Annotated in this window: 29 protein-coding genes; 12 read left to right on the top strand and 17 right to left on the bottom strand. The window is 70.8% G+C overall.

Annotation, left to right across the window (positions count from 1 at the left end; translation table 11 throughout):
- Nucleotides 1-68: 68 nt before the first annotated feature.
- Entirely contained in the window at nucleotides 69-728 is a 660-nt protein-coding gene (locus tag ACNNMR_RS16485; RefSeq protein WP_419995367.1) for an IclR family transcriptional regulator, read from the top strand.
- Nucleotides 729-883: 155 nt separating this feature from the next.
- Entirely contained in the window at nucleotides 884-1675 is a 792-nt protein-coding gene (locus ACNNMR_RS16480) for a S16 family serine protease (protein ID WP_420000384.1), read from the top strand.
- 19 nt (nucleotides 1676-1694) lie between these two features.
- Here ACNNMR_RS16480 and ACNNMR_RS16475 read toward each other — a convergent pair whose 3' ends face one another.
- The 10 genes from ACNNMR_RS16475 to ACNNMR_RS16430 form a co-directional block, all read right to left on the bottom strand.
- A complete protein-coding gene (locus ACNNMR_RS16475; RefSeq protein WP_419995366.1) occupies nucleotides 1695-2135 on the bottom strand; it encodes a type II toxin-antitoxin system VapC family toxin in 441 nt (146 codons plus the stop codon).
- Nucleotides 2132-2395 (bottom strand): hypothetical protein, encoded by a 264-nt coding sequence (locus ACNNMR_RS16470; RefSeq protein ID WP_419995365.1) that lies wholly within the window; start codon nucleotides 2393-2395, stop codon nucleotides 2132-2134. The genes ACNNMR_RS16475 and ACNNMR_RS16470 overlap by 4 nt, the downstream gene beginning before the upstream one ends.
- Before the next feature lie 80 nt (nucleotides 2396-2475).
- The gene (locus ACNNMR_RS16465; RefSeq protein ID WP_419995364.1) at nucleotides 2476-2679 is read right to left on the bottom strand and encodes a hypothetical protein; all 204 of its coding nucleotides are present in this window, start codon (nucleotides 2677-2679) and stop codon (nucleotides 2476-2478) included.
- Nucleotides 2676-3266 (bottom strand): ArsR/SmtB family transcription factor, encoded by a 591-nt coding sequence (locus tag ACNNMR_RS16460; protein ID WP_419995363.1) that lies wholly within the window; start codon nucleotides 3264-3266, stop codon nucleotides 2676-2678. Before ACNNMR_RS16460 ends, ACNNMR_RS16465 begins: the two co-directional genes overlap by 4 nt.
- An 87-nt stretch (nucleotides 3267-3353) precedes the next feature.
- Complete coding sequence (locus tag ACNNMR_RS16455; RefSeq protein WP_419995362.1) at nucleotides 3354-3521, bottom strand: hypothetical protein; 168 nt, start codon at nucleotides 3519-3521, stop codon at nucleotides 3354-3356.
- Between the two features lie 160 nt (nucleotides 3522-3681).
- A complete protein-coding gene (locus tag ACNNMR_RS16450; RefSeq protein WP_419995361.1) occupies nucleotides 3682-4671 on the bottom strand; it encodes a glycine betaine ABC transporter substrate-binding protein in 990 nt (329 codons plus the stop codon).
- A complete protein-coding gene (locus ACNNMR_RS16445) occupies nucleotides 4671-5462 on the bottom strand; it encodes an ABC transporter permease (protein ID WP_420000383.1) in 792 nt (263 codons plus the stop codon). Before ACNNMR_RS16445 ends, ACNNMR_RS16450 begins: the two co-directional genes overlap by 1 nt.
- A gap of 53 nt (nucleotides 5463-5515) precedes the next feature.
- Nucleotides 5516-6760, bottom strand: a complete 1245-nt coding sequence (locus ACNNMR_RS16440; protein WP_419995360.1) for a betaine/proline/choline family ABC transporter ATP-binding protein — start codon at nucleotides 6758-6760, stop codon at nucleotides 5516-5518.
- Nucleotides 6753-7400 carry an ABC transporter permease gene (locus ACNNMR_RS16435; RefSeq protein ID WP_419995359.1) on the bottom strand — a complete coding sequence of 216 codons (648 nt, stop codon included), beginning with the start codon at nucleotides 7398-7400 and terminating at the stop codon, nucleotides 6753-6755. Before ACNNMR_RS16435 ends, ACNNMR_RS16440 begins: the two co-directional genes overlap by 8 nt.
- A gap of 13 nt (nucleotides 7401-7413) precedes the next feature.
- On the bottom strand, nucleotides 7414-7887 hold the full coding sequence (locus ACNNMR_RS16430) for an Lrp/AsnC family transcriptional regulator (RefSeq protein ID WP_419995358.1): 474 nt from the start codon (nucleotides 7885-7887) through the stop codon (nucleotides 7414-7416).
- Between the two features lie 123 nt (nucleotides 7888-8010).
- On the opposite strand from ACNNMR_RS16430, the gene hppD reads away from it, so the two are divergent.
- Nucleotides 8011-9156, top strand: a complete 1146-nt coding sequence (gene hppD, locus ACNNMR_RS16425) for a 4-hydroxyphenylpyruvate dioxygenase (RefSeq protein WP_419995357.1) — start codon at nucleotides 8011-8013, stop codon at nucleotides 9154-9156.
- 39 nt (nucleotides 9157-9195) lie between these two features.
- On the opposite strand, the gene surE is transcribed toward hppD, so the two are convergent.
- Complete coding sequence (surE, locus tag ACNNMR_RS16420; protein WP_419995356.1) at nucleotides 9196-10140, bottom strand: 5'/3'-nucleotidase SurE; 945 nt, start codon at nucleotides 10138-10140, stop codon at nucleotides 9196-9198.
- A 119-nt stretch (nucleotides 10141-10259) separates the two neighbouring features.
- On the opposite strand from surE, the gene ACNNMR_RS16415 reads away from it, so the two are divergent.
- A complete protein-coding gene (locus tag ACNNMR_RS16415) occupies nucleotides 10260-11684 on the top strand; it encodes an FAD-binding oxidoreductase (RefSeq protein ID WP_419995355.1) in 1425 nt (474 codons plus the stop codon).
- A gap of 21 nt (nucleotides 11685-11705) precedes the next feature.
- On the opposite strand, the gene ACNNMR_RS16410 is transcribed toward ACNNMR_RS16415, so the two are convergent.
- A complete protein-coding gene (locus tag ACNNMR_RS16410) occupies nucleotides 11706-12686 on the bottom strand; it encodes a GlxA family transcriptional regulator (protein ID WP_419995354.1) in 981 nt (326 codons plus the stop codon).
- A gap of 71 nt (nucleotides 12687-12757) precedes the next feature.
- Between ACNNMR_RS16410 and ACNNMR_RS16405 the strand changes: the two genes are divergently transcribed.
- Nucleotides 12758-14050 carry an MFS transporter gene (locus ACNNMR_RS16405; RefSeq protein WP_419995353.1) on the top strand — a complete coding sequence of 431 codons (1293 nt, stop codon included), beginning with the start codon at nucleotides 12758-12760 and terminating at the stop codon, nucleotides 14048-14050.
- Here the strand turns inward: ACNNMR_RS16405 and ACNNMR_RS16400 are convergent.
- A complete protein-coding gene (locus ACNNMR_RS16400) occupies nucleotides 14037-14414 on the bottom strand; it encodes a MerR family transcriptional regulator (RefSeq protein ID WP_419995352.1) in 378 nt (125 codons plus the stop codon). The genes ACNNMR_RS16405 and ACNNMR_RS16400 overlap by 14 nt on opposite strands.
- A gap of 66 nt (nucleotides 14415-14480) precedes the next feature.
- On the opposite strand from ACNNMR_RS16400, the gene ACNNMR_RS16395 reads away from it, so the two are divergent.
- Nucleotides 14481-14894, top strand: a complete 414-nt coding sequence (locus tag ACNNMR_RS16395; protein WP_419995351.1) for a hypothetical protein — start codon at nucleotides 14481-14483, stop codon at nucleotides 14892-14894.
- Here the strand turns inward: ACNNMR_RS16395 and ACNNMR_RS16390 are convergent.
- Nucleotides 14882-16027 carry an epoxide hydrolase family protein gene (locus tag ACNNMR_RS16390; protein ID WP_419995350.1) on the bottom strand — a complete coding sequence of 382 codons (1146 nt, stop codon included), beginning with the start codon at nucleotides 16025-16027 and terminating at the stop codon, nucleotides 14882-14884. The genes ACNNMR_RS16395 and ACNNMR_RS16390 overlap by 13 nt on opposite strands.
- Before the next feature lie 83 nt (nucleotides 16028-16110).
- Between ACNNMR_RS16390 and ACNNMR_RS16385 the strand changes: the two genes are divergently transcribed.
- A complete protein-coding gene (locus ACNNMR_RS16385) occupies nucleotides 16111-17079 on the top strand; it encodes a helix-turn-helix transcriptional regulator (RefSeq protein ID WP_419995349.1) in 969 nt (322 codons plus the stop codon).
- A gap of 18 nt (nucleotides 17080-17097) precedes the next feature.
- Here the strand turns inward: ACNNMR_RS16385 and ACNNMR_RS16380 are convergent, their stop codons facing one another.
- Nucleotides 17098-17610, bottom strand: a complete 513-nt coding sequence (locus tag ACNNMR_RS16380) for an SsgA family sporulation/cell division regulator (protein WP_419995348.1) — start codon at nucleotides 17608-17610, stop codon at nucleotides 17098-17100.
- Nucleotides 17611-17789: 179 nt separating this feature from the next.
- On the opposite strand from ACNNMR_RS16380, the gene ACNNMR_RS16375 reads away from it, so the two are divergent.
- From ACNNMR_RS16375 to ACNNMR_RS16365, 3 genes are all read left to right on the top strand, one after another.
- Nucleotides 17790-19676: an RDD family protein gene (locus ACNNMR_RS16375; protein ID WP_419995347.1), complete on the top strand. Its 1887-nt coding sequence runs from the start codon at nucleotides 17790-17792 to the stop codon at nucleotides 19674-19676.
- Nucleotides 19677-19758: 82 nt separating this feature from the next.
- Nucleotides 19759-20772, top strand: a complete 1014-nt coding sequence (locus tag ACNNMR_RS16370; RefSeq protein WP_419995346.1) for an RDD family protein — start codon at nucleotides 19759-19761, stop codon at nucleotides 20770-20772.
- Nucleotides 20773-20829: 57 nt separating this feature from the next.
- Nucleotides 20830-21357 (top strand): RDD family protein, encoded by a 528-nt coding sequence (locus tag ACNNMR_RS16365; protein WP_419995345.1) that lies wholly within the window; start codon nucleotides 20830-20832, stop codon nucleotides 21355-21357.
- A gap of 3 nt (nucleotides 21358-21360) precedes the next feature.
- On the opposite strand, the gene ACNNMR_RS16360 is transcribed toward ACNNMR_RS16365, so the two are convergent.
- Nucleotides 21361-21645 carry a hypothetical protein gene (locus ACNNMR_RS16360; RefSeq protein ID WP_419995344.1) on the bottom strand — a complete coding sequence of 95 codons (285 nt, stop codon included), beginning with the start codon at nucleotides 21643-21645 and terminating at the stop codon, nucleotides 21361-21363.
- Nucleotides 21646-22117: 472 nt separating this feature from the next.
- On the opposite strand from ACNNMR_RS16360, the gene ACNNMR_RS16355 reads away from it, so the two are divergent.
- Entirely contained in the window at nucleotides 22118-24517 is a 2400-nt protein-coding gene (locus tag ACNNMR_RS16355) for an immune inhibitor A domain-containing protein (protein ID WP_419995343.1), read from the top strand.
- Between the two features lie 140 nt (nucleotides 24518-24657).
- Entirely contained in the window at nucleotides 24658-24957 is a 300-nt protein-coding gene (locus ACNNMR_RS16350; RefSeq protein WP_419995342.1) for a hypothetical protein, read from the top strand.
- 6 nt (nucleotides 24958-24963) lie between these two features.
- Here the strand turns inward: ACNNMR_RS16350 and ACNNMR_RS16345 are convergent, their stop codons facing one another.
- Nucleotides 24964-25548 (bottom strand): isochorismatase family protein, encoded by a 585-nt coding sequence (locus ACNNMR_RS16345; protein ID WP_419995341.1) that lies wholly within the window; start codon nucleotides 25546-25548, stop codon nucleotides 24964-24966.
- Nucleotides 25549-25668 lie beyond the last annotated feature (120 nt).

Genomic DNA, 25668 nt, shown 5'->3' with positions numbered 1-25668 from the left:
CCTGCGTCCGGCGGCCTCCCCGGTCCCATATGCCGGACAGCCGCCATTCACCCTCCCGAGGAGGCGGCGTGACCGCGGAGACCTCCCAGACCCTTGACCGGGGACTACGCGTCCTCAAGCTTCTGGCCGATACCGACCACGGCCTGACCGTCACCGAGCTCGCCAACAAGCTCGGCGTGAACCGTACGGTGGTCTACCGCCTCCTGGCCACCCTGGAGCAGCACGCCCTGATCCGCCGCGACCTCGGCGGCCGGGCCCGGATAGGCCTCGGAGTGCTGGGCCTCGGCCGGCAGGTGCATCCCCTCGTACGGGAAGCGGCGATGCCCGCGCTGCGCACGCTCGCCGAGGATGTCGGCGCGACGGCGCATCTGACGCTGGTGGATGGCAGCGAGGCGCTCGCGGTGGCGGTGGTGGAGCCGTCCTGGACGGACTACCACGTCGCGTACCGGGCGGGCTTCCGGCATCCGCTGGACCAGGGGGCCGCGGGGCGGGCGATTCTGAAGGGCCGCAGCCTGGGGCATGACGCCTCGGCGGCGGATGTGGACATCGCGTACGCCCTCACGCACGGCGAGCTGGAGGCGGGCGCGAGTGGCGCTGCCGCGCCGTTGCTCGGGGTGACGGGGATCGAGGGGAGCGTGGGTGTGGTGATGCTCGCGGACGCGATCCCTGAGCAGGTGGGGCCGCGGGTGGTGGAGGCGGCGCGGGACGTGTCCGAGGCACTGCGGTAGAGGTCTCCGCGGCGCTGCGGTGCCGCCTGGCGGCGGGCTGGTACGCGGGGGGTGGGCGCGGCGGCGGGGTCGCGCGGCGGCGCCTCGCACGGTCGGCGGCCCGCCCGCAGCGCGGGTCGGTGGGGCCGGTCCCGTAGATTGTGCGTGTGCCCCGTATGCCCCAGCCCTCCCGCCCCGTCCTCCTCGCGCTGTGCGCGCTCCCCGTGGTCGGCCTGCTGGCCACCGCGGCCTTCGCCCCGCTGCCGTTCTCCGTGGCCAAGCCGGGGCAGACGACCGACGTGCTCGGCGAGGACGGCGGCAAGCCCGTGATCACGCTGTCCGGGGACGGGGTGGAGCCCCGTAAGACCTCGGGCGAGCTGCGGATGACGACGATCGTCGCCACCGGGCCTGGCGCGACGGTGAAGCTCGGCGATGTGCTGAGCGGGTGGTTCGCCACCGACGAGGCCGTGATGCCGAGGGACTCCGTCTACCCGGTGGGGGACACGACGGAGGAGGTCCGCGACTACAACGCGGACCAGATGAAGCAGTCCCAGGACGACGCCACCGCCGCCGCCCGCGCCTACCTCGGCAAGTCGGCGGACGACCTCAACGCCAAGCTCCGCCTCGTGGACGTGGGCGGACCGTCCGCCGGCCTGATGTTCACGCTCGGCATCATCGACAAGTACGAGGGCAACGGCGCCGGCGGCGACCTCACCGGCGGCCGGAAGATCGCGGGCACCGGCACGATCGAGGAGGACGGCAAGGTGGGCGCCGTCGGCGGCGTCCCCCTCAAGACCCAGGCGGCGAAGCGCGACGGCGCGACGGTCTTCCTGGTCCCGGCGGCGGAGTGCGGCGACGCGAAGTCGGAACTGCCGGAGGGGCTGCGGCTGATCCCGGTGAAGACGCTGTCGGGCGCGGTCGGCGAGCTGAAGGCGCTGGAATCCGGGGGCAAGGTCTCCAGCTGCTGACGGCCGGTGGCCGGGGCGGTCAGTCCTCGTCGTCCTCCAGGGGGTGGCGCCAGCGGAGGCCGGGGAACTTCGCGAAGTCGCGGTCGGTGCTGTAGAGGGTGGAGCCGCTCTCTATGGCGAGGGCGGCTAGGTATGCGTCCGGCACCAGCTTCCCCTTGGCTCCGACGCGGCGGCAGAGGCGGTCGAAGATCTCCCAGTGCCGAGCCCCTTCGTGCAAGGGCGCGGTGATCGGGGCCTCGCGGATGGCGGCAATGAAATCAAGCGCCGCCGTCACGGTCGATGGATCTTTGAACGCCCGTCGATTGGTCACCAGCCGGACGAACCCCGAGTCCACCACCGCGTTGAGCGCGACCGGTTCGTCGCCGTCCAACTGGGTGGTCAGCCACTCGCGGTACTTGGCGTGATCGACCGAGCTCTTGCGGAAGGCGTACACCAGGACATTCACGTCGCAGAAGATCACTGTGTGTATCCCTCGGTGAACTCGTCCTGCATCAGCAGTTCGTGAATTGCTTCGCGGTCTTCGAGATCGACGCCGGGCTGGAGTTCGCCGCCATCCCAGACGGGCAGGGTGACGGCGGCATTGCGCGCCGCGTTCACATCGCGCGCGAAGGATGCGCGCACCGCATCCTCTATCACCGCGCTGAGCGTCACGCGCCTGCGCGCCGCCCGGAGCTTGGCTTCCGTGAGCAGGTCGTCGGGGAGGTCCACTGTTGTCCTCATGCATCCCAGTGTCCACCCACCGCATCTTGATGCGCAAGCTCTGACCAGCGCTTTCGCGCGTGCACGCGCCCCCGGCCGGGTTAGGGCGCCGTCGCCGGTGTGCGCGTCCGTACGAGCCGCAGACCCGTCTCTACCAGGAGCCAGCCGATGCGGACGCGGGCGCGGTCGTGCGCCGGGGTCGCGGGGCGGGGGCGGGCGGCGCGCGCCCAGACGTCGGCTTCGGCCTGCAGGTCGGCGGTGCGGGCGGCGTGGGTGAGTTCGTGGATGTACGGGTGCCAGGTCATGACAGCTCCTCAGGGGTGTCGGTGGAAGGGAAGAGGTGCAGGTGGATGCGGACGTATCCGGCGCCTTCCGCGTCCACCGGGTCGTCGCGGTAGCTGTTGATGAGTTCGTCGATCTTGTCGCCCAGCTCCAGGGCGCGCTCGGGGGTCAGCTTCAGGCCGTAGTCGCTCTGGTTCGCCATCGCCCGCCAGGCTTCTGACCACTCGTGCATCGTGCCGAGCCAGGTGCTGAGCTCGAGCGTGTGCCTGGCGGCGACCTCCTGCAGGTAAAGGCTCATCGCCCCGCGGACCTCGGGGTCCGGGTGCTTCAGGAGCTCGCCCGTGTCGACCTGGATGCCGGTGAACGCCGCCCGCCACCACCGCTCGCGGCCGCCCTCGCCCTGGTGCTCGGGGTCGTCCTCGACGAAGCCCTGGGCGGCGAGCTGGCGCAGGTGATAGCTGGTCGAGCCGCTCGACTCGCCGAGTTTGGCGGCGAGTTGGGAGGCGGTAGCAGCGCCGCCCCGGCGCAGAGCGAAGAGCAGCTGCATGCGCAGGGGATGCGCCACGGCGCGGACACCGGTCGGGTCGAGGTGGCGGATTTTCTGGTTCATGCGTAGCAGGCTAGAGCATGCAAAGAGTCTTTGCATAGCTGTTTTGCAAAGACTCTTTGCATCGCTTCGCGAGGTGGGCCGGCGCGGCTACCGCACCAGCCGCAACCCCACCTCCACCAACGCCCACCCCACCCGCACCCGCAGCTCCCTGCGCCGCCGCGCACGGCGGGCGAGCCGCGCGCGGCGGCGGGGGCTGTCGAGGAGTTCGCGGAGGGCGTCGTTGGCGACGGCGGTGTAGAGGGAGTCTGTGGACATGGCTGGGCCTCCCTGAGGCAGGGCAGAGCAAGGCAGGGCAGAGCAGGGCAAGGGGAGAGAGGAGAGGGGAGTCGAGGGCGCGGTGCGTCACATGGCAGCCATGCATGGCACCTTACGGACGGCGACATCGCGGACCAACCGAGTTTCCCGCGGGCGCACTTCAGCCTTCCTTGATGAAACCCTCCTTGACCAGCCATTCCTTCCCCACGTCATGCGGCGGCCGCCCGCTCACATCCACCTCCGCGTTCAGCTTCCGCGCCACATCCGTCGTCAGCGCCTTGGTGATCGGGGCCAGCACCTCCGCGATCTGCGGATGCTCCTTCAGCGTCTTGGTGTTGACCATCGGCGCCGCGTCGTACGTCGGGAAGAAGTGCTTGTCGTCCTCCAGCACCCGCAGGTTCAGCGCCTCGATGCGGCCGTCCGTGTTGAAGACCGCCGCGTACGTGCACGCGCCCTTCGCGACCTGCGTGTACGTCAGCCCGTCGTCCATCTTCTTGAGGTTCGAGGCCGGGATATTCATCCCGTACGCCTTCTCCACTCCCGGGAAGCCGTCGTCCCGCGACGCGAACTCCGCGCCCAGGCAGAAGGTCGCCGTCGACGGCTGCGACTTCGCCAGGGCCGCCATGTCCGACATGGTCTTCAGGTCGTACTTCTTCGCGGTCGCCTCCGTCACCGCCAGCGCGTACGTGTTGTTGAGCGAGCTCGGCGGGAGCCAGGTGATGCCGTTGTTCTTGTCCTCGTCGCGCACCTGAACCCACTGCTCGTGCGGGTCCTTGACCGGCTTGTCGTGACCCAGGTACGTGATCCAGCCCGTCCCCGTGTACTCGTACATCAGCGCCGCCTCGCCCGTCTTCACCGCCTCGCGTGCCCCGATCGAGCCCTGGATGCCGGTACGGTCCACGACCTCCGCGCCCGCCGCCTTCAGCGCGAGCCCGGCGATGGCGCCGAGCACCAGTTGCTCGCTGAACTGCTTCGAGGTCACCGTGAGCGTGGCGCCGTCGAGCGGCTCGCCCCTGCCCACCGTGCCCGGCTTCACGTCGTCCGCCAGCGGGCTGCCGCTGGTCAGGCCGCAGCCGCCGGCGAGCAGCACCATCGCCGACCCGAGCACCGCGGCCCGTACCCGGCGCGTCCGTACCCCGCGCATCCCCATCACGCCTCCAGCCCGCGCGGCCGCAGCATCAGCTCCGCCACCGCGGCCAGCCAGTCGACGAGCAGCGCCAGCGCCACGGTGAGGATCGAGCCGAGAACGAGGATCGGCATGCGCTGGTTCGTGATGCCGGAGGCGATCAGGTCGCCCAACCCACCCCCGCCCCCGAAGTACGCCAGCGTCGCCGTGCCCACATTCAGCACCAGCGCCGTCCGTACGCCCGCCAGGATCAGCGGCACCGCCAGCGGCAGCTCGACCTTCCGCAGCACCCCCATCGGGGACATGCCGATGCCGCGCGCCGCCTCGTTCAGCGTCGGGTCGATGTTGCGCAGGCCGGCGATCGTGTTGGCGAGCACCGGCAGCACGGCGTAGATGATCATGCCGATCAGCGCCGCCTTCTTGCCGATGCCCAGCCAGATCACCAGCAGGGCCAAGAGCCCGATCGCCGGGGTCGCCTGGCCGATGTTGGCCAGCGCCATCGCGAAGGGGGCGGCCTTACGCATCCGGGCGCGGGTGAGCAGGATGCCCAGTGGGATCGCGATGATCAGGACGAAGAAGGTGGAGATGGCGGTGAGTTCGATGTGCTCGCGCAGCCGGACCCAGACGTTGCCGCCCGCGGTGGAGTTGCGGGCGACCGAGTCCAGGTCGGCGTTCGAGAACCATAGCCAGGTGGCGATGAGGCCGGCGATCAGCACTGCGGGGGTGATGATCAGCTTCGGCCACGGGACGCGGCGCGGTGGCCGCTGCGGCGGCGGGACCTCGTCCTGACCCGCCTCCTCCTCCAGTACGTCGATGAGCGCCGGCTCGTCGCGGATGTCCGGCGCCGACGGCTTGCCGCGCTCGGGGCTCACGACAGGCCCTCCTGCTCCCGCTGCACCTGCCCGCCCGCCGCCTCCGCCAGCTCCGCGCGGTGCTCGATCGCTTCGAGGCGGTCGGCCTGGAGCAGCTCCTGCACCGAGTTCATGAGCGTCTCCATGTCGACGACGCCCAGGTACTCGCCCTTCTTGCCGGTCACCGCGACCCGCCCGGCGCTGTCGGTGAGCACCGCCTCCAGCGCGTCCCGCAGCGTGGAGTCGTCGGTGACGTGGTGGGTGACCAGCGTCCCGGCCCTCGCCAGCGACCCCTTCGCGCGCATCAGGTCGCCGCGGCGCAGCCATTTGTACGGGCGCTGGTGCCGGTCGAGGAGCAGCAGCTCGGTGACGGTGCCGCCGCCCATGATGTCGAAGATCGACTGGAGCGGGTCGTCCACGCCCGCGGTCGGGACCTCGACGACGGGCACGTCCCGTACCCGGGTGAGATTGAGCCGCTTCAAGGCGGCCCCCGCGCCCACGAACCCCGACACGAAGTCGTCGGCCGGGTTGGTGAGGATTGCCTCCGGGGTGTCGAACTGGGCGATGTGCGAGCGCTCGCGCAGCACCGCGATGCGGTCGCCGAGCTTGATGGCCTCGTCGAAGTCGTGGGTGACGAAGACGATCGTCTTGTGCAGCTCGTGCTGCAGCCGGATCAGCTCGTCCTGGAGGTGGTCGCGGGTGATCGGGTCGACCGCGCCGAACGGCTCGTCCATCAGCAGCACGGGTGGGTCGGCGGCGAGCGCCCGCGCCACGCCGACGCGCTGCTGCTGCCCGCCGGAGAGCTGCCGCGGATAGCGGCCGCGGAACTCGCCCGGGTCGAGGCCGACCAGGTCGAGCATCTCCTCGACGCGGGACGCCACCCGGCCTTTGGGCCAGCCGACCATCTTCGGTACGAGCGCGATGTTCTGGTCCACCGTCATGTGCGGGAAGAGCCCTGAGGACTGGATCGCGTAACCGACCTTGCGGCGCAGGCCGACCGGGTCGATGTTCGTGACGTCCTCGTCGTTGATGAGGATCTTTCCGCTGGTCGGCTCGATCAGCCGGTTGATCATCTTCAGCGTCGTCGACTTGCCGCAGCCGGACGGGCCGACGAAGACGATCAGCTCGCCCGCCTTGATGTCCATGCTGACGTTGTCCACGGCGGGCGCGGCGCTGCCCGGGTAGCGCTTGGTCAGGTTCTCCAGGCGGATGGTGGCGCCGGAGACGCCGCTGCTGTCGGGCTCGTGAGGGACGTCAGGCACGGATCCCCCTGGAGATCGTGAGGCGGCCGATGAGGACGTACGCGGCGTCGAAGAGCAGCGCGAGGATGATGATGCCGAGGGTCCCGGCGAGCACCTGGTTGAGCGCGTTGGCGCTGCCCAGGGAGGAGATGCCGCGGAAGATCTCGTTGCCGAGCCCGGGCCCGGAGGCGTACGCGGCGATGGCGGCGATGCCCATCAGCATCTGCGTGGAGACGCGCACCCCGGTCAGGATCGGCGGCCAGGCGAGCGGCAGCTCCACCTTGAAGAGCCGGGCGATACGGGACATGCCGATGCCCTTCGCGGCGTCGATGAGCTGCGGGTCCACGCCGCGGAGGCCGACGATGGCGTTGCGGACGATGGGGAGGAGCCCGTAGAGGGTGAGCGCGATGACGGTCGGCGCGACCCCGAGGCCGGTGATCGGGATGAGCAGGCCGAGGAGGGCCAGGGACGGGATGGTGAGGAGGGTGGAGGTGGAGGCGATGGCGAGATTGCCGGCCCACTCGGTGCGATAGGTGAGCACGCCGATCGCGATGCCGAGGATGGTGGCCGCGAGCACGCACTGGAAGACCGCGCTGGCGTGCTGGAAGGCGTCGGCAAGCAGCTGGGACCAGCGGTTTCCGAGGTAGTCCCAGAAGCTCATCCTGCCGCCGTCCTCACTCCTTCAGGGATGCCGCCTGTTGTACGAGCGGGACGATTCGCAGCGGAACCGGATTTTCCATGACGATTGCCGTGGAAGCCCGTACGATCCCATCAAAACCCACAACCCTGTCGATCACCCGCTGAAGGTCGGCATTCGAGCGAGCGACCAGGCGGCAGAGCATGTCGCCGTGGCCGGTGATGGTGTGCAGCTCCAGCACCTCGGGGACGGAGGCGAGGTGCTCGCGGACGTCCGCGCCCTGGCCCTGGCTGATCTCGAGGGTGGCGAAGGCGGTGACCGGATAGCCGAGGGCGGCCGGGTCGACGTCCGGGCCGAAGCCGCGGATGACGCCGTTGGCCTGCAGGCGGTCGAGGCGGGCCTGGACGGTGCCGCGGGCGACGCCCAGGCGGCGGGAGGCCTCCAGGACGCCGATGCGGGGCTCGGCGGCGAGGAGGGTGAGGAGGCGGCCGTCGAGGTCGTCGATCTTCATGGGTGCAGCTCCTGGTGGTCATCATGTACAGATCGTCCGGCGTAATTGGCTATCGACTATGCAGCTTGCTCAGCGATCCCGGCAACTATTGCGCACCTTGTGGATCGGAGAGACCCTTCGCCCATGACTGAGACCATCGAAAACGCCACCCCCACCGCACGGCAGGACGACCCCTTCCCGGTGAAGGGCATGGACGCCGTGGTCTTCGCCGTAGGCAACGCGAAGCAGGCCGCGCACTACTACTCAACCGCCTTCGGGATGCAGCTGGTTGCCTACTCCGGACCGGAGAACGGCAGCCGTGAGACCGCCAGTTACGTGCTGCGCAACGGCTCCGCCCGGTTCGTCTTCACCTCCGTCATCAAGCCGTCGACCGATTGGGGCCGCTTCCTCGCCGACCATGTCGCCGAGCACGGCGACGGCGTGATCGACCTCGCCATCGAGGTCCCGGACGCCCGCGCCGCCTATGCGTACGCCATCGAGCACGGCGCGCGGGGCATCGAGGAGCCGTACGAGACGAAGGACGAGCACGGCACGGTCGTGCGCGCCGCCATCGCCACGTACGGCAAGACCCGCCACACCCTCGTGCAGCGCACCGACTACAACGGCCCCTACCTGCCGGGCTTCGTCTCCGCCGACCCCATGGTCGAGCCGCCGGCCCACCGCGTCTTCCAGGCGATCGACCACTGCGTCGGCAATGTCGAGCTCGGCAGGATGAACGAGTGGGTGGGCTTCTACAACAAGGTCATGGGCTTCACGAACATGAAGGAGTTCGTGGGGGATGACATCGCGACCGAGTACTCGGCGCTGATGTCGAAGGTGGTCGCGGACGGGACGCTCAAGGTGAAGTTCCCGATCAATGAGCCGGCCATCGCCAAGAAGAAGTCGCAGATCGATGAGTACCTGGAGTTCTACGGCGGCGCGGGTGTGCAGCACATCGCGCTCGCCACGAACGACATCGTGGAGTCGGTGCGGACCATGCGCGCGGCCGGGGTCACGTTCCTGGACACCCCGGACTCGTACTACGACACCCTGGGCGAGTGGGCGGGGGAGACCCGGGTCCCCGTCGAGACGCTGCGCGAGCTGAAGATCCTCGTCGACCGCGACGAGGACGGCTACCTGCTGCAGATCTTCACCAAGCCGGTGCAGGACCGGCCGACGGTCTTCTTCGAGATGATCGAGCGGCATGGCTCGATGGGCTTCGGCAAGGGCAACTTCAAGGCGCTCTTCGAGGCGATCGAGCGGGAGCAGGAGAAGCGCGGGAACCTCTAGCGAGGGTCCGCCCGCTTCTCCTGCTGGACCAGGCGCGGTTCAGGGCTGCAGGCCCTGCAGCCGCGCCTTGGTCATCCGTACCTCGCGCTCACTCGGCCCGCCCTGGCCGGAGGCCCAGCCGCGGGCGCCCCAGTCGCCGGCCAGGAGGGACACGCTGACCTTGCCGGCGCGGAGCGCGGCGGTGTCCGCGTTGCCGACCGGCTCGGGGGCGTTGGGGTCGAGGCCCGGGGTGATCTTGTAGCAGGTGGGGCAGCTCGCCGGGTCCGGTACGTAGGTGACGGTGATCATCGCGGCCCTGCCGACGTTGGTGAAGGCGACGGCGGAGGCGGGTTTCGCCGGGTAGTTGATGTTGAGTGCCGTACGGGACGGGAGCAGGTCGCGGCCCTTGGTCTTTGCCAGCCGGTCCACCGTGCGGGCGGTGAAATCCGCGGCCTGGGGCACGGTCGGGAACGGGTTCTGCGGGTTCTTGAGGTCGAAGTCCGCGCTCACCGCGATCGCGGGGATGTCCAGGTCATTGGCGGCGACGGTGGCGCCGACGGTGCCGGAGTGGTTGGCGGTGGGGCCGGCGTTCGGGCCCGCGTTGATGCCGGAGACGACCAGGTCGGGCCCCGCGCCCTTGAAGACCTGGCGGACGCCGAAGGTGACGGCGTCCCCCGGCGAGCCGGTGACCGACCAGATGCCCGGCTCCTCCTCGGCGGCCTTGAGGCTGCCGGAGAAGGCGAGCCCGGTGCCCTTGCCGGACTGGTCGTCGGCCGGGGCGACGATGACGGCGTCGTGGCCTGCCTTCTTGAGGGCGGCCTGGAGCTGGCGGATGTACGGGTGCTTGTAGCCGTCGTCGTTGCTGATGAGGATCTTCAGCGGGCCGGCGGCCGGGCGTCCGAGCGCGGCGGGCGGCGTGGCCGCCGGTGCCGAGCCGGCGAGTAAGGCGGCTGCGGTGGCCGCGGCGCTCGCGGCGATGGCGATGCGTGCTGGGGTGCGCGGCATTGCTCCTCCCTGAATTTAAGTCAGTTGAGTGCGCGCAACTTACTCGTGTCACCTAGAGGTTGAAAGGCGTACGTCCACAGGGGGTTACGACGATCAACGGGCGGCGATTTACTGCAGGTATGGCCGATCTCATCTCGCTGCTCCGGGACGGGCTCCCGGAAGAGGCGATCCTCACGGACCCGGACGTCATGGCCGCCTACGAGCGGGACATGGCGAGCTTCTGCGATGCGGGCAGCCCCGCCGCCGTCGTGCTGCCGCGCACGGCGGAGCAGGTGCAGCATGTGATGCGTACGGCCACGGCCCTGCGGGTCCCCGTGGTCCCGCAGGGCGCCAGATCGGGGTTGTCGGGGGCGGCGAACGCGTCGTCCGGCTGCATCGTCCTGTCCCTGACCAAGATGGACCGCATCCTGGAGATCAATCCGGTGGACCGGATAGCGGTGGTCGAGCCGGGTGTGATCAATGCGGCGCTGTCGCGCAAGGTGGCGGAGGCCGGCCTGTACTACCCGCCGGATCCGTCCAGCTGGGAGATGTGCACCATCGGCGGGAACATCGGCACGGCCTCGGGCGGCCTCTGCTGCGTGAAGTACGGCGTGACGGCGGAGTATGTGCTGGGCCTGGACGTGGTGCTGGCGGACGGCCGGCTGCTGCGCACCGGCCGGCGCACGGCCAAGGGCGTCGCCGGCTATGACCTGACCCGGCTCTTCGTCGGCGCCGAGGGCAGCCTGGGCGTGGTCGTGCAGGCCACCCTTGCGCTGAAGCCTGCGCCGCCGGAGCAGCTGGTGCTGGCGGCGGAGTTCGGGTCGTCGGCGGCCGCGTGCGAGGCGGTGCGCGAGGTCATGGCTCAGGGCCATGTCCCGTCCCTGCTGGAGCTGATGGACAAGACCACGATCCGCGCGGTCAGCGCCTATACGAAGATGGACCTCCCGGACACCACGGAGGCGCTGCTCCTGGCCGCCTTCGACACGCATGACCCGGCCGCCGACCTCGCGGCGGTGGGCAAGCTGTGCGCGGCCGCTGGCGCCACAGAGGTGGTGCCCGCGGCGGACGCGGCGGAGTCGGAGCTGCTGCTGGCGGCGCGGCGTACGGCCCTGACGGCCCTGGAGGTCGTCACGGCGGCCTCGATGATCGAAGGCGACGGCGCCGGGCGTTCGGGGGCACCGGCAGGCCGGCCGGCGACCATGATCGATGACGTCTGCGTTCCCAGGTCCAAGCTGGGGGAGTTCTTCGAGGGCATCGCACGCCTCTCCGACGAGTACCGGCTGCCGATCGGCGTCGTCGCCCACGCGGGCGACGGCAATACCCACCCGACGGTCTGCTTCGACGGCGAAGACGCGGACCAGTGCATACGGGCCCAGCAGGCGTTCGGCGCGGTCATGGACCTCGGCCTGGAGCTGGGCGGCACGATCACGGGCGAGCATGGCGTCGGCCTGCTCAAGAAGGACTGGCTCGCGAAGGAGGTCGGCCCGGTCTCCCTGGCACTGCACCGCGGCATCAAGGAGGTCTTCGACCCGCTGGGCATCCTGAACCCCGGCAAGGTCTTCTAGCGGCCGGACATCCCTTGCCCCCTACGCCGCCACCCCGCGGAAGGTGCTCCGGTACGCGCTGGGTGAGACCCCCAGCGCCACCTGCAGGTGCTGGCGCAGGGAGGCGCCGGTGCCGAAGCCGGCCGCGGCGGCGACGCGGTCGACCGGGAGGTCCGACTCCTCCAGCAGTTGGCGGGCCCGTTCGATGCGCTGCTGGACCAGCCACTGCACCGGGGTCTGCCCGGTCTCCTCGCGGAAGCGGCGGCTGAAGGTGCGTACGGACATCGACTCCTGGTCGGCCAGCTCGGCGAGGGTGATCTGCCGGTCGAGGCGGCCGAGCGCCCAGGCGCGGGCCCGGCCGGTGGCCGCGATGCGGGGCTCGGCGACGGGCCGCCGGATGTACTGCGCCTGCCCGCCCTCGCGGTGCGGGGGCACGACATTGCGGCGGGCGACCTCATTGGCGACGCCGGCGCCGTGGTCGGCGCGGACCATGTGCAGGCACAGGTCGATGCCGGAGGCTTCGCCCGCCGAGGTGAGGAAGCGACCGTCCTGGGTGTAGAGGACGTCGGGGTCGAGGTGGACGGCCGGGAAGAGGCGGCGGAAGAGGTCGGCGGAGCGCCAGTGGGTGGTGGCGGCGCGCCCGTCGAGCAGCCCGGCGCCGGCCAGCACGAAGGCGCCGGTGCAGACGGAGGCGATACGGGCGTCCGGGCGGATGGCGGCGATGGCCGCGGCGAGCTCGGGGGAAAGCACGCCGTCGTCCTCGACGGCGTCGTGCGCGGCCGGGATGACGACGGTGTCGGCCTGCGCCAGCACCTCCGCCCCGTGTGCGGCGATGATCGGGAAGTCGGCGCCGGTGCGGACCTGACCTGGGGTGATGGCGCAGGTGATCACCTCGTAGAGGGGGTGTCCGGCGGCCTCGGCGGAGCCGAAGATCTGGTGGATCAGGCCGAGTTCGAGCGGCATCACCCCGTCGCGTACGAGGACGGCGACGTGGTGGCGGCCGGCATCCGTAAAAGCGCTCATGGCCAGATTCTTGCACATGCTGTCGATCTCGCCACTGTTTTCGGGCGGCCCGCGGGCGCATCGTCGTACCCATGACCACGACGATCACGTCCGCAGCAATCAAGACGCCCGCCGCTCCGCGCCCCCGCGGGCCGCACCGCGCATGGGTGGTGGTGGCCGCCGCCTGGCTGACGATCGTGGCGGCCGGGGCGTACTCGACCATGTCCGGGCTGCTGGTGGAGCCGCTCTCGGCGGAGTACGGCTGGTCGCGCTCCTCGATCGGCCTCGCGGCCTCGCTCTCGATGGTGCTGAACGGCCTCGTGGCCCCCTTCTCCGCCGCCCTCATGGACCGCTACGGAATGCGCCGCATCGCCGTCACCGCGCTCGCGCTGCTGGCGGCGGGCGCCGGGCTGACGACGGTGGTCGGAGCGCCGTGGCAGTTCGTGCTGGCGTGGGGGGCGCTGACCGGTCTCGGGACCGGGGTGCTGGCGCTGACGTTCGCGGCGATGGTGGTGCAGCGGTGGTTCGTGGCCCGGCGCGGGCTGGTGACCGGGGTGCTGACGGCGGCCGGAGTGTTCGGGCAGTTCGTGTTCCTGCCGGTGCTGTCGTGGATCACCGACCACGCGGCCTGGCAGACGGCGCTCGCGGTGCTGGCCGGGGCCGCGCTGGTCTCGATGGCGGTCACCGGACTGCTGCTGCGCGACCACCCGGCGGACGCGGGCGTCAGCCCGTACGGCGCCGACGCCTACGTCCCGAAGCCGCAGCCCGCGCCCGGCGCCGCCGCCCGCACGGTCCGGGTGCTGCTGAAGGCGGCCCGCACCGGCCCGTTCTGGCTGCTCGCGGGCACCTTCGTGGTGTGCGGCGCGACCACCAACGGCATCATGTGGACCCACTTCACCCCGGCCGCGCACGACCACGGCATGCCCGCCACGGCGGCGTCCTCGCTGCTCGCGATGATCGGCGTCTTCAACGTCGCCGGCACCATCTTCTCCGGCTGGCTCACCGACCGCCTCGACCCGCGCCGCCTCCTCGCCGCCTACTACGCGCTCCGCGGCGCCTCACTCCTGACGCTGCCGCTGCTCCTCGGCCCGGCCGTGCACGGTTCGCTGATCGCGTTCGTGATCCTCTTCGGCCTGCTGGACGTGGCGACCGTGCCGCCGACGCTGGCCCTGCTCCGGGAGCATTACGGCGCGGACACCGCGGTCGTCTTCGGCTGGGTCAGCGCGGCCCACCAGGCGGGCGCGGGCCTGATGGCGGTGAGCGGCGGGCTGGTGCGGGACGTCTTCGGCACGTACGACCCGATGTGGGTGGCCGCGGGCGCGCTGTGCGCGGTGGCGGCGCTGGTGGCGATGGTGGTTCGGCGGCCGCGGGTCAGCCGAAGCTGACCTCACTCGCCTCGCCGGCCCGCAGCGGGCACCCCGTCCCCGCCCGCCCGGCCAACTCGGCGCGCAGCGCGGCCAGCTCGGCCATCTGCGCGTCGATCACGCCGATCTTCTCCCGGAACAGCTCCGACAGCGCCTCCGCCTGATCCGGCGCATCCCGCAGCTCCTCCCCGGTCCGCGCGATCTCCGCCAGCGAGAACCCCAGCGACTGCGACGTACGCACGTACTGCAGCCACGCCACCGTCTCCGGCGGAAAGTCGCGATAGCCGTTCGGCAGCCGCCGGCTCTCCACCAGCCCGGACTTCTCGTAGAAGCGAATGGCGTCCTTGCTCAGCCCGACCTGCGCGGCCAGCTCTCCGATCCGCATGCCCGAACCCCTCCCCACCAGCATGACTTGACCTTGGAGCGTACTCCACCCTTCACGATGCACGGCATGAACCTGATCCCAGCCCCCTCCACACCCGCCTACCTCCGCCTGGTGCGCGCCAGCGCCTGGTACGACCTCGTCATCACCGCCGCCTTCGCCACCCCGTGGACGTACGAGCTGGTGCACGCCGCCGTCCTCGACGGCGACGTGCACGCAGTCGACCCGATGCAGATCCTCTACGCGAACCTGATGGGCTCGGTCGTCCTCGTCTGGGCGACCCTCCGCCTCACCAGGACGCAGCCGGAGTTCGGCCTGTACGACGGCGTCGCCCGGCTGCTCTTCTCGACCTGGTTCGCGTACGCGCTGAGCCAGGGCGCCCCTGGAGTGCTGTGGCTGTTCCTGGTGGTGGAACTGCCCTTCGGCATCATCCAGCTGGCGCCCTGGCGGGGGCGGGTGCGGCGGGTGCGTCAGGCCGCGTAGAAGGCGCGGAGCTCGGCGGTCAGCAGGTCGGGCACCTCCAGCGAGGCGAAGTGCCCGCCCCGCGGCTGCTCGGTCCAGGACACGATGTTGGTGTTGTCGCGCTCCGCGAACGGCCGTATCGACTTGAAGTCGTCGGCGAAGACGGTGATGCCGATCGGGCCGTCGTTGACCCGCTGCTCGACCGACTTCTCCGCGTGGTGGTAGCGGACCGCGCCCGCGGAGGTGTTGGTCAGCCAGTACAGGCTGATCTGGGTGAGGACCTGGTCGCGGGTGAGCAGGCTGGTGCCGTTGCCGAAGTTCTCGAAGAGCTCGTTGTACGCGAGCTGCCCCACCGGCGAGTCGCTCAGCGCGGCCGCGATGGTCTGCGGCCGGGAGGCGTTCATGAGCGCGAACCCGTTGACGGTGTTGAACCAGCCGGCGAACTCCAGCGCCGCGTAATCCTCCGGCGTCATCTTCTCGAACTCGGCGGGGTCGCCCGACGGGAACGCGAACAGCTGCAGCACATGGGCGCCGAGGAAGCCGTCCGGGTTCAGCATCGCCAGCTCCCGCGACACCATCGCGCCGCCGTCCGAGCCATGCGCCCCGTACGACGCATAACCCAGCCCGCGCATCAGGGCGTCAAAGGTCCGCGCCACCCGCTCCATGGTCCAGGTGCCCTCGGCGACGGGGGTGCTGAAGCCGAAGCCCGGCATGCTCGGAATCACGACGTGGAAGGCGTCCTCGGCACTCCCGCCATGCGCCTCGGGGTCGGTCAGCGGCCCGATCATGTCGAGGAAGTCCGCGAAAGAACCCGGGTAGGTGTGCGTCAGCAGCAGCGGCGTCGCATCCTCATGCCGCGACCGGACGTGCAGGAAGTGGACGGTCTGCCCGTCGATCTCGGTCAGGAAGTGCGGGAATTCGTTCATCCGCGCCTCCTGCGCCCGCCAGTCGAAGGCCGTCCGCCAGTGGTCGACCATGTCGCGGAGGTACGACACCGGCGTGCCGAGCGCCCAGTCGTCGCTGCCGGGTATCTCGGCCGGGAAGCGGGTGTGCTCCAGGCGGCGGTTGAGGTCGTCGACCGCGTCCTGCGGGATGGCGATCACGAACGGCCGGACGGTGATGTTCTTGCTGGTCAGCTCTTCTTTGAAGCTCATGGAGCTAAGGTATGAAGGGTTCCGGCACGCTTCGTTCCTGTACTCCGCGGGCCGCTGAAGTTTTTTCTCCGGGGGGAGTCGGCATGCTGGAAACGTCGGCCCGGCTGCTGGCGGTCCTCGGACTGCTGCAGACGCGCGGCACCTGGTCAGGCGCGGATCTCGCCGCCCGCGTCGACGTCGGCGAGCGGACCCTGCGCAAGGACATCGAGCGCCTCCGCGAACTCGGCTACCCCATCGACTCGGTCCGCGGCCCGGCCGGCGGCTACCGCCTCGGCGACCACGGCCGGCTGCCGCCCCTGCTCCTGGACGACCAGGAGGCCGTGGCCGTAGCCGTCGGCCTCGGCCAGGTCCGTACGGTCCGCGGCATCGAGGAAGCGAGCACCCTCGCGCTGGCCAAGCTGGAACACGTCCTGCCCGACCGGCTGCGCCGCCGGGTGCGGGCGCTGCACGACAGCACCGACGTCGGCCCGGCGAACACGGGCACCAACGTCGAGGCACCCGCGGTCGACACCGGCCTGCTGGCCGACCTGGCGGCGGCGATCCGCGACCACCAGGCGATCAGATTCTTCTACGGCGCGACCGAGGAGCCCGCGGAGGCCGAGCCGTACCGCCTGGTCAGCTGGCAGCAGCGCTGGTACGTGGTGGCGCGGCACCGCCCCTCGGGCGAGTGGCGCACGTACCGCGCCGACTGGCTGACCCTGCGCACGCCGGGCGGCGGCCGCTTCACCCCGGAGCCGCTCGACGGCGGCGACTACTCCGCCTTCGTGCTCCGCGACGTCGCCTCGACGGGCTGGAAGGTGCACGCCAGGATCGCCGTCGACGCCCCCGCCACCGAGGTGCTCGCCCGGATCAACCCGACGGTGGGCGTGGTCGAAACCGTCGACGACACCCACTCCGTCCTGGTCACCGGCGCCGACAGCTACGAGACGGTGGCGGTCTGGATCGGCATGCTGGGCCTGGACTTCCACGTCAGCGAGCCGCCGGAGCTGGTCGAGCACCTGCGGACGCTGGGCCAGAGGTACTTGCGCGCCGGCCCGGCTGATCACCCGTAACGGCCACTACAGCGGCCACTACTCCTGCTCCTGCTCCCGCGCCGGCGACTCGTCCGACGGCCACGGGTCCCGCAGCCACAGGTCGTCGCGCGGCGCCGGGGTGAGGAGCGCGGCCAGGGCCTCGTCCATCCCGATGCGGGTGTTCTCCGCGCCGGGCGGCACCACGCGGAGCGTGCGCTCCAGCCAGGCGGAGAGCGCGGCCGCCGGCGCTTCCAGCAGCGCGTCCCCGTCGGGCGAGGACAGCGCCATGCAGACGACATTGCGGTCGTCCACCTTCGTCGGCCACACCCGTACGTCGCCGTGGCCGCAGGGGCGGAAGACGCCCTCGACCATCAGCTCGCGGGCGAACGTCCAGTTCACCGGCGCGGCCGAGCCGACGTGGAAGGTGACGTGGACGGCGTACGGGTCGGCGGTGCGATAGCTGAGCCGGGCCGGTACGCCGATGGACCGGCCGGGGGAGAGGACGAGCCGAAGTTCGAGCTCCCGTTCGACTTCCGTGTGCTCTGTGTGGTTGCTGCGGTCGGTGTGCATATGCGCCCCCTGTTTTCTCTGCGCGGCATCGGGCCAGCGGCGTCGGCCGCTACAAGGAGAGAGGGGGAGGTGCCCGGCCCATTACGCGACTTCGCCGAACTACTTGAAATCGCTTCCGGGAGAGGGACGGGCACCGGGACGGGCACTGAGGACTCGACACGCTGGCTAACCTGTTCCCCATGAACGCCCCGACACCCGCATCCGGATCCGGCGCTCCCGGCCCCGGGTACTACCCGGACCCGTCGATCCCCGGCTACATCCGGTACTGGAACGGCACGGGCTGGGTCCCCGGCACCAGCCGCCCCGCCCCGGCGGACGGCGAAGCCACCCCGCCGGCCCCGGCGGACGACGACGCCGTAGGGCAGGAGCCGTCGGCGGGCTCGCCCGCGCCCTCGGCCGCAGCGGCCGTCCCGGCCGACGAGCCCGTGCGGACGACGGAGACGATGCCGGTGTACTTCGGCGACGATCCCGCCGACGCGGATCCCGCTGGCGCGGGAGGCGATACGGGCCTGACCCAGGCACCGGTGCCGTGGGGCGAGCCGACGCCGCTGCCGGCGGTGGGTGCTGCGGGGGCGGGGGCGGCCGACGAGCCTGCGGACCGGGTGCCCGAGCCGGTCGAAGAGCAGCCGAATGAGCAGACCTGGGCATGGCGGGCCTCGGCCGCCAGTCAGGACCCGGGGGAGCGGATCTCCTGGGGCGCGGAGGACTCCGGCCCGGCGGCCGCCACCGGCGACGGCGGTGCGGCTGCGGCTGCGGAGGACGCCGTGCCCGGCGGCCGTACCGACAGCGCGGCCGAGGACGAGCACCCCGGCGTCCCGCAGAGCTCCGCCCCCCGGGACTCCGTCCCTCAGGACTCCGCCGCCCGGGATACCCGCACGCCCGCGGGCGATCACGCCACCACCACCCTGTCCATCGGCCCCGAGGCCAAGGGCGACAGCTCCGGCAGCGACGTTACGAACACGCTCGCCATCCGCGTCGGCCCGGCGCTCTCCCTGCCCGGCCAGCGGGAGGGCGCCGCGTCAGCGGCGGGCGACCCGCGAACCGGAGGGGACGCGCAGGGCGCCGGGGCCGCGGATCCGCGCGCCGCCGGGACCCCCTGGGCCCAGCAGGTACGCGACCTGACGCACCCCGAGCCCGCCCCCCAGCCCGCGGAGAGCGGGCCGCGCGCCGCCACAACCGGCCCCGACGCCCTGAGCCCCGCGCCGCCCACCGGCCACACCCCACCGGCCGGCCGCGGCCAGCCCCTCGCCGGTGGCTTCGGCGCGCCCGCAGGTCCCGGCGCGCCCGCCGGACCCGCAGGACTCGGCGCCCCCGCCGGCCCCACTGGACCGGATGCGCTCGCGGGCCCCGGCGGCCCCGCCGCGCCCAGCGCCCCCGCCACCCCGGGCCTCCCGGGCGGCAGCCCCAGCGCCCCCGACCCCGCCGGCTTCGGCGCCCCGGCCCCGTACGCCCAGAGCTCGCCCGTCCCCTCCGCCCTCCCCGCGCTCCCGCAGCCCGGCCAGGGCGGCGCCGCCCCCGACGGCCCCGTCACCCCCTGGCGGCCGCCCGTCGAGGACCCGTTCCTGCAGGCCGTGCAGAGCACCGCACGCCCCGCAGGCCTCGGCCGCCGGTTCTTCGCCCGGCTCATCGACGGCATCGTCGTCTTCGGGCTCGCGGGCGCGGCCGCCGTGCCCTTCGCCGGGAAGATCAGCGATCACATCCAGGACAAGATCGAGGACGCCGAGAACACCGGTCGTACCGTCACCGTCTGGCTCGTCGACGGCACCACCGGCCCGTATCTCGCGCTGATCCTCGGCGTCTATCTCGTCCTCGGCCTGCTCTACGAGGCGCTGCCCGTCGCCAAGTGGGGGCGCACGCTCGGCAAGAAGCTGTGTGGCGTGAAGGTGCTCGACATCGAGGCGCAGGACCCGCCGGGCTTCGGGGCCGCGGTCAAGCGGTGGCTGACGTACGGGGTGCTCGGGCTGCTGGCCGTTGGCGTCGTCAATGTGCTGTGGTGCCTCTTCGACAAGCCGTGGCGGCAGTGCTGGCACGACAAGGCGGCGCGCACTTACGTGGCCGGGAGCTGATCCGCGACCCGGAGAAGGGCCAAGTCCCCCGAATGGCTCCGCTCGCGATGCGCGGCGGGGCCGGCCGGGTTCGACTCGACGCATGAGTACCGATCAGGACGACGATCCGTTCAGCAGGAAGCAGCCGGAGCGCTCCCAGCCGCCGCTGAGCGGCTTGCCTTCCGACGGCACCCAGCAACCCTCCGAGGAGCTGCCCCCGCACGGGGTCTCCCCGGCCGGCAGCCCGCCCCCCGGTCCCACCCCGCCGACCGGCTCCGGCACCACCCAGCCGGTCCCGGGCACGGGCGGCGGCGCCACACCCCCGCCGAGCGGCTCCCCGTACGACACCGGCACCCCGGCGGCCGCGCCCCCGAGTGATCCTTACGGCACCCCGGCCGCCGCGGCCACCCCGCCGCCGGGCGGCTCCCCGTACGGCACCCCGCCCCCCAGCGGTTCCCCGTACGACACCCCCTCCGGCAGCGGCCCCGACTTCAGCAAGCCGGGCACCGGATCCCCGTACGACACCCCGCCGCCCAACTACCCGGGCGGCCACGCCGGCGCCGGCGGTGTCGGTGGCTTCGGGGTCGGTATGCCCGAGCCCGACCCGCGGCTGGCCGGGATGCCGCCGCTCGGGAGTCTCGGCAAGCGGCTGCTCGCCCGCATCATCGACGCGATCATCATCGGCGTCCCGATGAGCCTGATCTTGTCGCTGCTCGGCATCGGGTACGACTTCGACGACTCGGGCGCGTACGGCCGCAACTGGGTCGGCAGCTTCCTCACCCTCGCCGCGTACTTCGTGTACGAGGGCATGATGCTCACCCGCGACGGCCAGACCGTCGGCAAGAAGCTGATGAAGCTCCGGGTGGCGATGCTCGACAACGGCGCCGTCCCGGCCGGCAACGCCGGCTGGATCCGCGCCGCCGTCTACTCGCTGCCGCAGCTGGTCACCTGCATCGGCACCCTCTTCTGGCTGTACAACGTGCTCTCCTGCACCTGGGACAAGCCGTTCCACCAGGCCGTGCACGACAAGATGGCCAAGACGGTCGTGGTCGAGGCCCAGCCCGCGGCGAAGGCCGGAGCCGGCGGCTCGTATCAGAGCCAGGGCGGCGGCTACTAGCCTCCCTGACAGAAACCGGACTTCAGCAGCAAGGCAGGCGGCTGATTCAATGGCTCCATGAGCCTGAATCAGCCGCCTGCCTTTGCGCCCCCGCAGCCCAGCCTCGGGGACATGGCCCCGCTCGCCTCCACCGGGCAGCGCTTCGCGGCACGGCTGCTCGACAGCATCGTGCTGGGCGTGCTGTGGTTCGTCGCATTGGTGGCGACCGGCGTGATGGGGACGGCGCTGGAGAACGCCGAGGAGGGCAACCCGTACAGCGACATCCCGGTCGGCCCGACGATGCTCGCGCTGGTGCTGACCTTCGTCGTGTATTTCCTCTACGAGGGCTTCATGCTCTCCCGCAGCGGCCAGACGCTCGGCAAGAAGGCCGTCGGCATCCGGGTCGCGGTGCTCGCCAACGGCAACATCCCGTCCCGCGAGGGCTGGATCCGCGCCGCCGTCTACGCGCTGCCCGGCGTCGCCCAGATGCTGCTCAACCTCGGGACGATTTTCTGGCTGCTGAACTCACTGTGGTTCCTGTGGGACAAGCCGTACCGCCAGTGCCTGCACGACAAGGCCGCGAAGACAGTGGTGGTACGGGCCTGAGGCCTACACCAGCTCGCGGTCCGGCTGCTTCGCCGTCCGGCGCGCCTGCGCCGGGACCCGGGCGGTGAGCGGCTCCGGCGCCGGTGTCGTGGCCCGACGCCGCGGCGCCGGTGCCGTAAGGGCCACCAGGATGCCGAGGGCCAGTCCGGTCACACAGATCAGTACGATCGCGAACCCCGATCGTGCCTGCGAGAGCAGGATCATCGCGGTCGTGGAGAAGAGCACGGTCGCCCACCCGTAGGCGAGTTGGGCGAGGGACGGGCGCGGCACGGTCAGCGCGGTGCGCATTGCGGGCTCCCAGGACGTCGTCTGCAGCCATCAAATCCGTTGGCTCCTAAGAGCCGGTCTTCGAACCCCCGCCTGCGCCCCGACGTCCGGCACGCACGCTCGCCGCACGCCGCCGCCGGACCGGTGGCTCCGCCACAGGACCGGCGACAGCGCACGCCGATCGCACGCACCGGACGCCGCTGCGCCGCGCTTCGCGCGACGACGGGGGTTCGAAGACCGGCTCTTAGGCGGGATGCCCGAAGCAACCTCCCGGTAAGCCTCACCTAATTTACCGCGCGGAGCACAAGGGGCGCACGGGCGCGCGGTGTTGGGCTCATCACGTATAGCGACCGGCATGGCGACGGTCCAGCGCGGCTCTACTCCTGTGGCGTGTTCAAGTCAAGTCTGTCTTTTCAGCTGCACCTCCGGTCAAATGCAGGCACACAAATAGGCAAGCGTGCATGCATGCGTGCTAGGGGAGGACAGCGCATCCGTGAGATTCCAACGGAGAAGCACCAGATCCGCAGCCCTGGCCACCGTCGCAGCCACCGCCCTCACGGCGGCGATTTTGCCGGTGGTGACGGCGTCGGCGGACGGCCGGTCTGACGGACAGGCACCCGACCGCCGCGATCCGGCGCGGGTGGCCAAGGGCGGCGACCACGACCTGGACGGGCCGTTCAGCAAGGAGCAGGAGCAGCGGCGGCAGGCCGCGATGAAGAAGCTGGTCAGCGGGGATGCCGAGGCGAACACCCTGAAGCGCGGCGGCTCCGAGGTGATGAAGCTCGGCAAGGGCAAGTATGTCGAGCTGGAGCGGGAGAAGACCGACAAGATCTTCACCGTGCTGGTCGAGTTCGGCGACAAGGTCGACGACACCACCATGTACGACCCGGACGGCGACGGGCCGAAGCCGCCGGTGAAGAAGTACGGCGGCGACCCGGGCCCCGCGCACAACCAGATAGCCGAGCCGGACCGCAAGGTGAACAACTCCACGGCCTGGCAGCAGGACTTCAACCGGCAACACTTCCAGGACCTGTACTTCAGCAAGGACAAGAAGAAGCAGTCCGTCGCCAAGTACTACGAGAAGCAGTCCTCCGGACGCTACTCCGTGGAGGGCGAGGTCTCCGACTGGGTCAAGGTCGACTGGAACGAAGCCCGCTACGGCTCCAACTACTGCGGCTCCACCAACTGCCCCAACGCCTGGGACATGGTCAAGGACGGCGTCAACAAGTGGGCCGAGGCGCAGCAGGCGGCCGGAAAGACGGACGCCCAGATCAAGGAGCAGCTGGCCCAGTACGACCAGTGGGACCGCTACGACTTCGACGCCGACGGCAACTTCAATGAGCCCGACGGCTACATCGACCACTTCCAGGTCGTGCACGCCGGCGAGGACGAGTCCGCCGGCGGCGGCGTCCAGGGCACCGACGCGATCTGGGCCCACCGCTGGTACGCCTACGGCACCGAGGCGGGCAACACAGGCCCGGACAACAACAAGGCCGGCGGCACCCAGATCGGCAAGACCGGCATCTGGGTCGGCGACTACACCGCCCAGCCCGAGAACGGCGGCCTCGGCGTCTTCGCCCACGAATACGGCCACGACCTCGGCCTCCCGGACCTCTACGACACCAGCGGCGGCGAGAACTCCACCGCCTTCTGGTCCCTGATGTCCTCCGGCTCCTGGCTCGGCGAGGGCAAGGAGACCATCGGCGACCTGCCCGGCGACATGACCGCCTGGGACAAGCTGCAGCTCGGCTGGCTGGACTACGACAAGGCCAAGGCGGCGACCAAGTCCAAGCACAAGCTGGGCGTGGCCGAATACCAGACCAAGAACCCGCAGGCCTTGGTCGTGGAGCTGCCGAAGAAGCCGGTGACGACCACGATCGCCAAGCCCGCCGAGGGCAGCAAGCAGTGGTGGTCGGGCATGGGCGACAACCTCTCCAACACCCTGACGCGGACGGTCGATCTGACCGGCAAGTCGAAGGCGTCCCTCGCCCTGAAGGGCTGGTGGGACATCGAGGAGAACTACGACTACCTGTACACCGAGGCCTCCACCGACGACGGCGCCACCTGGACCCCGCTCGACGGCACCGCGGGCGGCAAGCCGATCCCGCGGGACGGCGGCGACAAGCCGGCGCTGACCGGCACCAGCGGCGCGTACCAGGATCTGGTCTTCCCGATGGACGCCTACGCGGGCAAGAAGGTCCAGCTGCGCTTCCGCTACCTGACCGACGGCGGGGTGGCGCAGAAGGGCTTCGCGGCCGACTCGCTCAAGATCACGGCGGATGGCGCCGACATCTTCACCGACGGCGCCGAGACCGATGACAACGGCTGGACGGCGAAGAACTTCTCCCGCATCGGCGAGTCCTTCACCAAGGACTACGAGCAGTTCTACATCGCCGAGAACCGCCAGTACGTGTCGTACGACAAGACCCTCAGGGTTGGCCCGTACAACTTCGGCTGGGCGACGAAGAAGCCCGACTGGGTGGAGCACTTCCCGTACCAGAACGGCCTGGCCGTCTGGCTCTGGGACACCTCGGAGCCGGACAACAACACGTCCGTGCACCCGGGCAGCGGGCTGGTGCTGCCCGTCGACGCGCACCCGAAGCCGGAGAAGTGGGCGGACGGGAAGATCATGCGCAACCGGATCCAGGCGTACGACTCGACCTTCAGCCGCTACCGGACGGACGGCTTCACCCTGCACAGCGACGGGGTGGCTACGAAGATCGGCTCCAAGGCCGGGGTCCCGGTCTTCGACGACCACAAGGGTACGTACTGGGACAAGGCGAACCCTGGCGGCAGTGTGAAGGTGCCCGACACGAACACCAAGATCTCGATCGTGGACGAGCCGTACAGCGGCGAAACGATCACTGTTCGGGTCGGTCCGTCTACTAGGTGATTTAGAACGTCGCAGGTCAGATGCGAATCGGCCGTCGCCCCCTAGCGGGCGGCGGCCGGTCGCGTTTAGATGGCGCTTATGTGCTGCTGACAGCAGGTCTCGATTTGTCTATTTGTCTACGTCTCACGGGGGTGAGTGGATTGGCCGGCGGAGGATACGCGCTGCTGCCCGACGGCAGCGTCGTGGTCGCCGTGACCCTGCCAGATCCGCAGGTCAGAGTGCTGGTGCGGTCGATCAACCGGCCGCGCGCGCTGACCCGGCTGCGCAATCTCGGGCTGCGGTCCGTCTACCTGCGGGGGAACGCCGAGCCGCCGACGCCGGACGAGATAACCGCCGTGCTGCACCACCCGGAGGGCGTCGTGTGGCGGGCGCGGCTGGACGACGACACGGAGTCGTGGCATCCGATCTCCGCGCTGCCCCGGCCCGCGAGGGCGTCGTAGACGCGTCTACACCACCGGCTTCCCGGTCAGCTCCACACCCGCGTCCCGCAGCTCCTCCAGCGCCCGCTGCGTCGTCTCCTCGGCGACGCCAGCGGTCAGGTCGAGCAGCACCTGGGTGGTGAAGCCCAGCCGGGCGGCGTCCAGGGCGGTCATCCGTACGCAGTGGTCCGTGGCGATGCCGACGATGTCCACCTCGGTGACGTCTCTGGCGCGCAGCCAGTCGGCGAGCTGGACGCCGTTCTCGTCGAGGCCCTCGAAGCCGCTGTACGCGGCCGTGTACGCGCCCTTGTCGAAGACGGCGTCGATGGCGCCGGAGGCGACGACCGGGGCGAAGTTCGGGTGGAAGCCGACGCCCTCGGTGCCGGCCACGCAGTGGCGGGGCCAGGAGGTCACGTAATCCGGGTGGTCCGAGAAGTGGTCACCCGGCTCGATGTGGTGGTCGCGGGTCGCCACGACGTGCTGATAGCCCGCGGTGGTTTGGCCGACCAGGTCGGTGACCGCGGCGGCGACGTCGGAGCCGCCGGCGACGGCGAGGCTGCCGCCCTCACAGAAGTCGTTCTGCACATCAACAACGATCAGTGCGCGATGCATGATCCTTTGTCCTTAAGTTGTCGGATCTTGTCGGATCTGTGGCCCTGAGTGTCCAAGTGGCTCGCCCGCGCCGTGTGCTGCCTTCCGGCGACTACTCCCGTTGTCTCCCCGCTTTACCGC

The organism is Streptomyces boninensis (genome assembly GCF_048572725.1).
Taxonomy (GTDB): domain Bacteria; phylum Actinomycetota; class Actinomycetes; order Streptomycetales; family Streptomycetaceae; genus Streptomyces; species Streptomyces boninensis.
This window is presented reverse-complemented; position numbering and strand designations above follow the sequence as displayed.

Bases quoted from the DNA above. Each gene is read 5' to 3' on its own strand.
- ACNNMR_RS16480 (WP_420000384.1), top strand. From the start codon at position 884: ATGCCCCAGCCCTCCCGCCCCGTCCTCCTCGCGCTGTGCGCGCTCCCC.
- ACNNMR_RS16470 (WP_419995365.1), bottom strand. From the start codon at position 2,395: ATGAGGACAACAGTGGACCTCCCCGACGACCTGCTCACGGAAGCCAAG.
- ACNNMR_RS16465 (WP_419995364.1), bottom strand. From the start codon at position 2,679: ATGACCTGGCACCCGTACATCCACGAACTCACCCACGCCGCCCGCACC.
- ACNNMR_RS16460 (WP_419995363.1), bottom strand. From the start codon at position 3,266: ATGAACCAGAAAATCCGCCACCTCGACCCGACCGGTGTCCGCGCCGTG.
- ACNNMR_RS16455 (WP_419995362.1), bottom strand. From the start codon at position 3,521: ATGTCCACAGACTCCCTCTACACCGCCGTCGCCAACGACGCCCTCCGC.
- ACNNMR_RS16450 (WP_419995361.1), bottom strand. From the start codon at position 4,671: ATGGGGATGCGCGGGGTACGGACGCGCCGGGTACGGGCCGCGGTGCTC.
- ACNNMR_RS16435 (WP_419995359.1), bottom strand. From the start codon at position 7,400: ATGAGCTTCTGGGACTACCTCGGAAACCGCTGGTCCCAGCTGCTTGCC.
- ACNNMR_RS16430 (WP_419995358.1), bottom strand. From the start codon at position 7,887: ATGAAGATCGACGACCTCGACGGCCGCCTCCTCACCCTCCTCGCCGCC.
- hppD (WP_419995357.1), top strand. From the start codon at position 8,011: ATGACTGAGACCATCGAAAACGCCACCCCCACCGCACGGCAGGACGAC.
- surE (WP_419995356.1), bottom strand. From the start codon at position 10,140: ATGCCGCGCACCCCAGCACGCATCGCCATCGCCGCGAGCGCCGCGGCC.
- ACNNMR_RS16415 (WP_419995355.1), top strand. From the start codon at position 10,260: ATGGCCGATCTCATCTCGCTGCTCCGGGACGGGCTCCCGGAAGAGGCG.
- ACNNMR_RS16410 (WP_419995354.1), bottom strand. From the start codon at position 12,686: ATGAGCGCTTTTACGGATGCCGGCCGCCACCACGTCGCCGTCCTCGTA.
- ACNNMR_RS16405 (WP_419995353.1), top strand. From the start codon at position 12,758: ATGACCACGACGATCACGTCCGCAGCAATCAAGACGCCCGCCGCTCCG.
- ACNNMR_RS16400 (WP_419995352.1), bottom strand. From the start codon at position 14,414: ATGCGGATCGGAGAGCTGGCCGCGCAGGTCGGGCTGAGCAAGGACGCC.
- ACNNMR_RS16395 (WP_419995351.1), top strand. From the start codon at position 14,481: ATGAACCTGATCCCAGCCCCCTCCACACCCGCCTACCTCCGCCTGGTG.
- ACNNMR_RS16390 (WP_419995350.1), bottom strand. From the start codon at position 16,027: ATGAGCTTCAAAGAAGAGCTGACCAGCAAGAACATCACCGTCCGGCCG.
- ACNNMR_RS16385 (WP_419995349.1), top strand. From the start codon at position 16,111: ATGCTGGAAACGTCGGCCCGGCTGCTGGCGGTCCTCGGACTGCTGCAG.
- ACNNMR_RS16380 (WP_419995348.1), bottom strand. From the start codon at position 17,610: ATGCACACCGACCGCAGCAACCACACAGAGCACACGGAAGTCGAACGG.
- ACNNMR_RS16375 (WP_419995347.1), top strand. From the start codon at position 17,790: ATGAACGCCCCGACACCCGCATCCGGATCCGGCGCTCCCGGCCCCGGG.
- ACNNMR_RS16370 (WP_419995346.1), top strand. From the start codon at position 19,759: ATGAGTACCGATCAGGACGACGATCCGTTCAGCAGGAAGCAGCCGGAG.
- ACNNMR_RS16365 (WP_419995345.1), top strand. From the start codon at position 20,830: ATGAGCCTGAATCAGCCGCCTGCCTTTGCGCCCCCGCAGCCCAGCCTC.
- ACNNMR_RS16360 (WP_419995344.1), bottom strand. From the start codon at position 21,645: ATGCGCACCGCGCTGACCGTGCCGCGCCCGTCCCTCGCCCAACTCGCC.
- ACNNMR_RS16345 (WP_419995341.1), bottom strand. From the start codon at position 25,548: ATGCATCGCGCACTGATCGTTGTTGATGTGCAGAACGACTTCTGTGAG.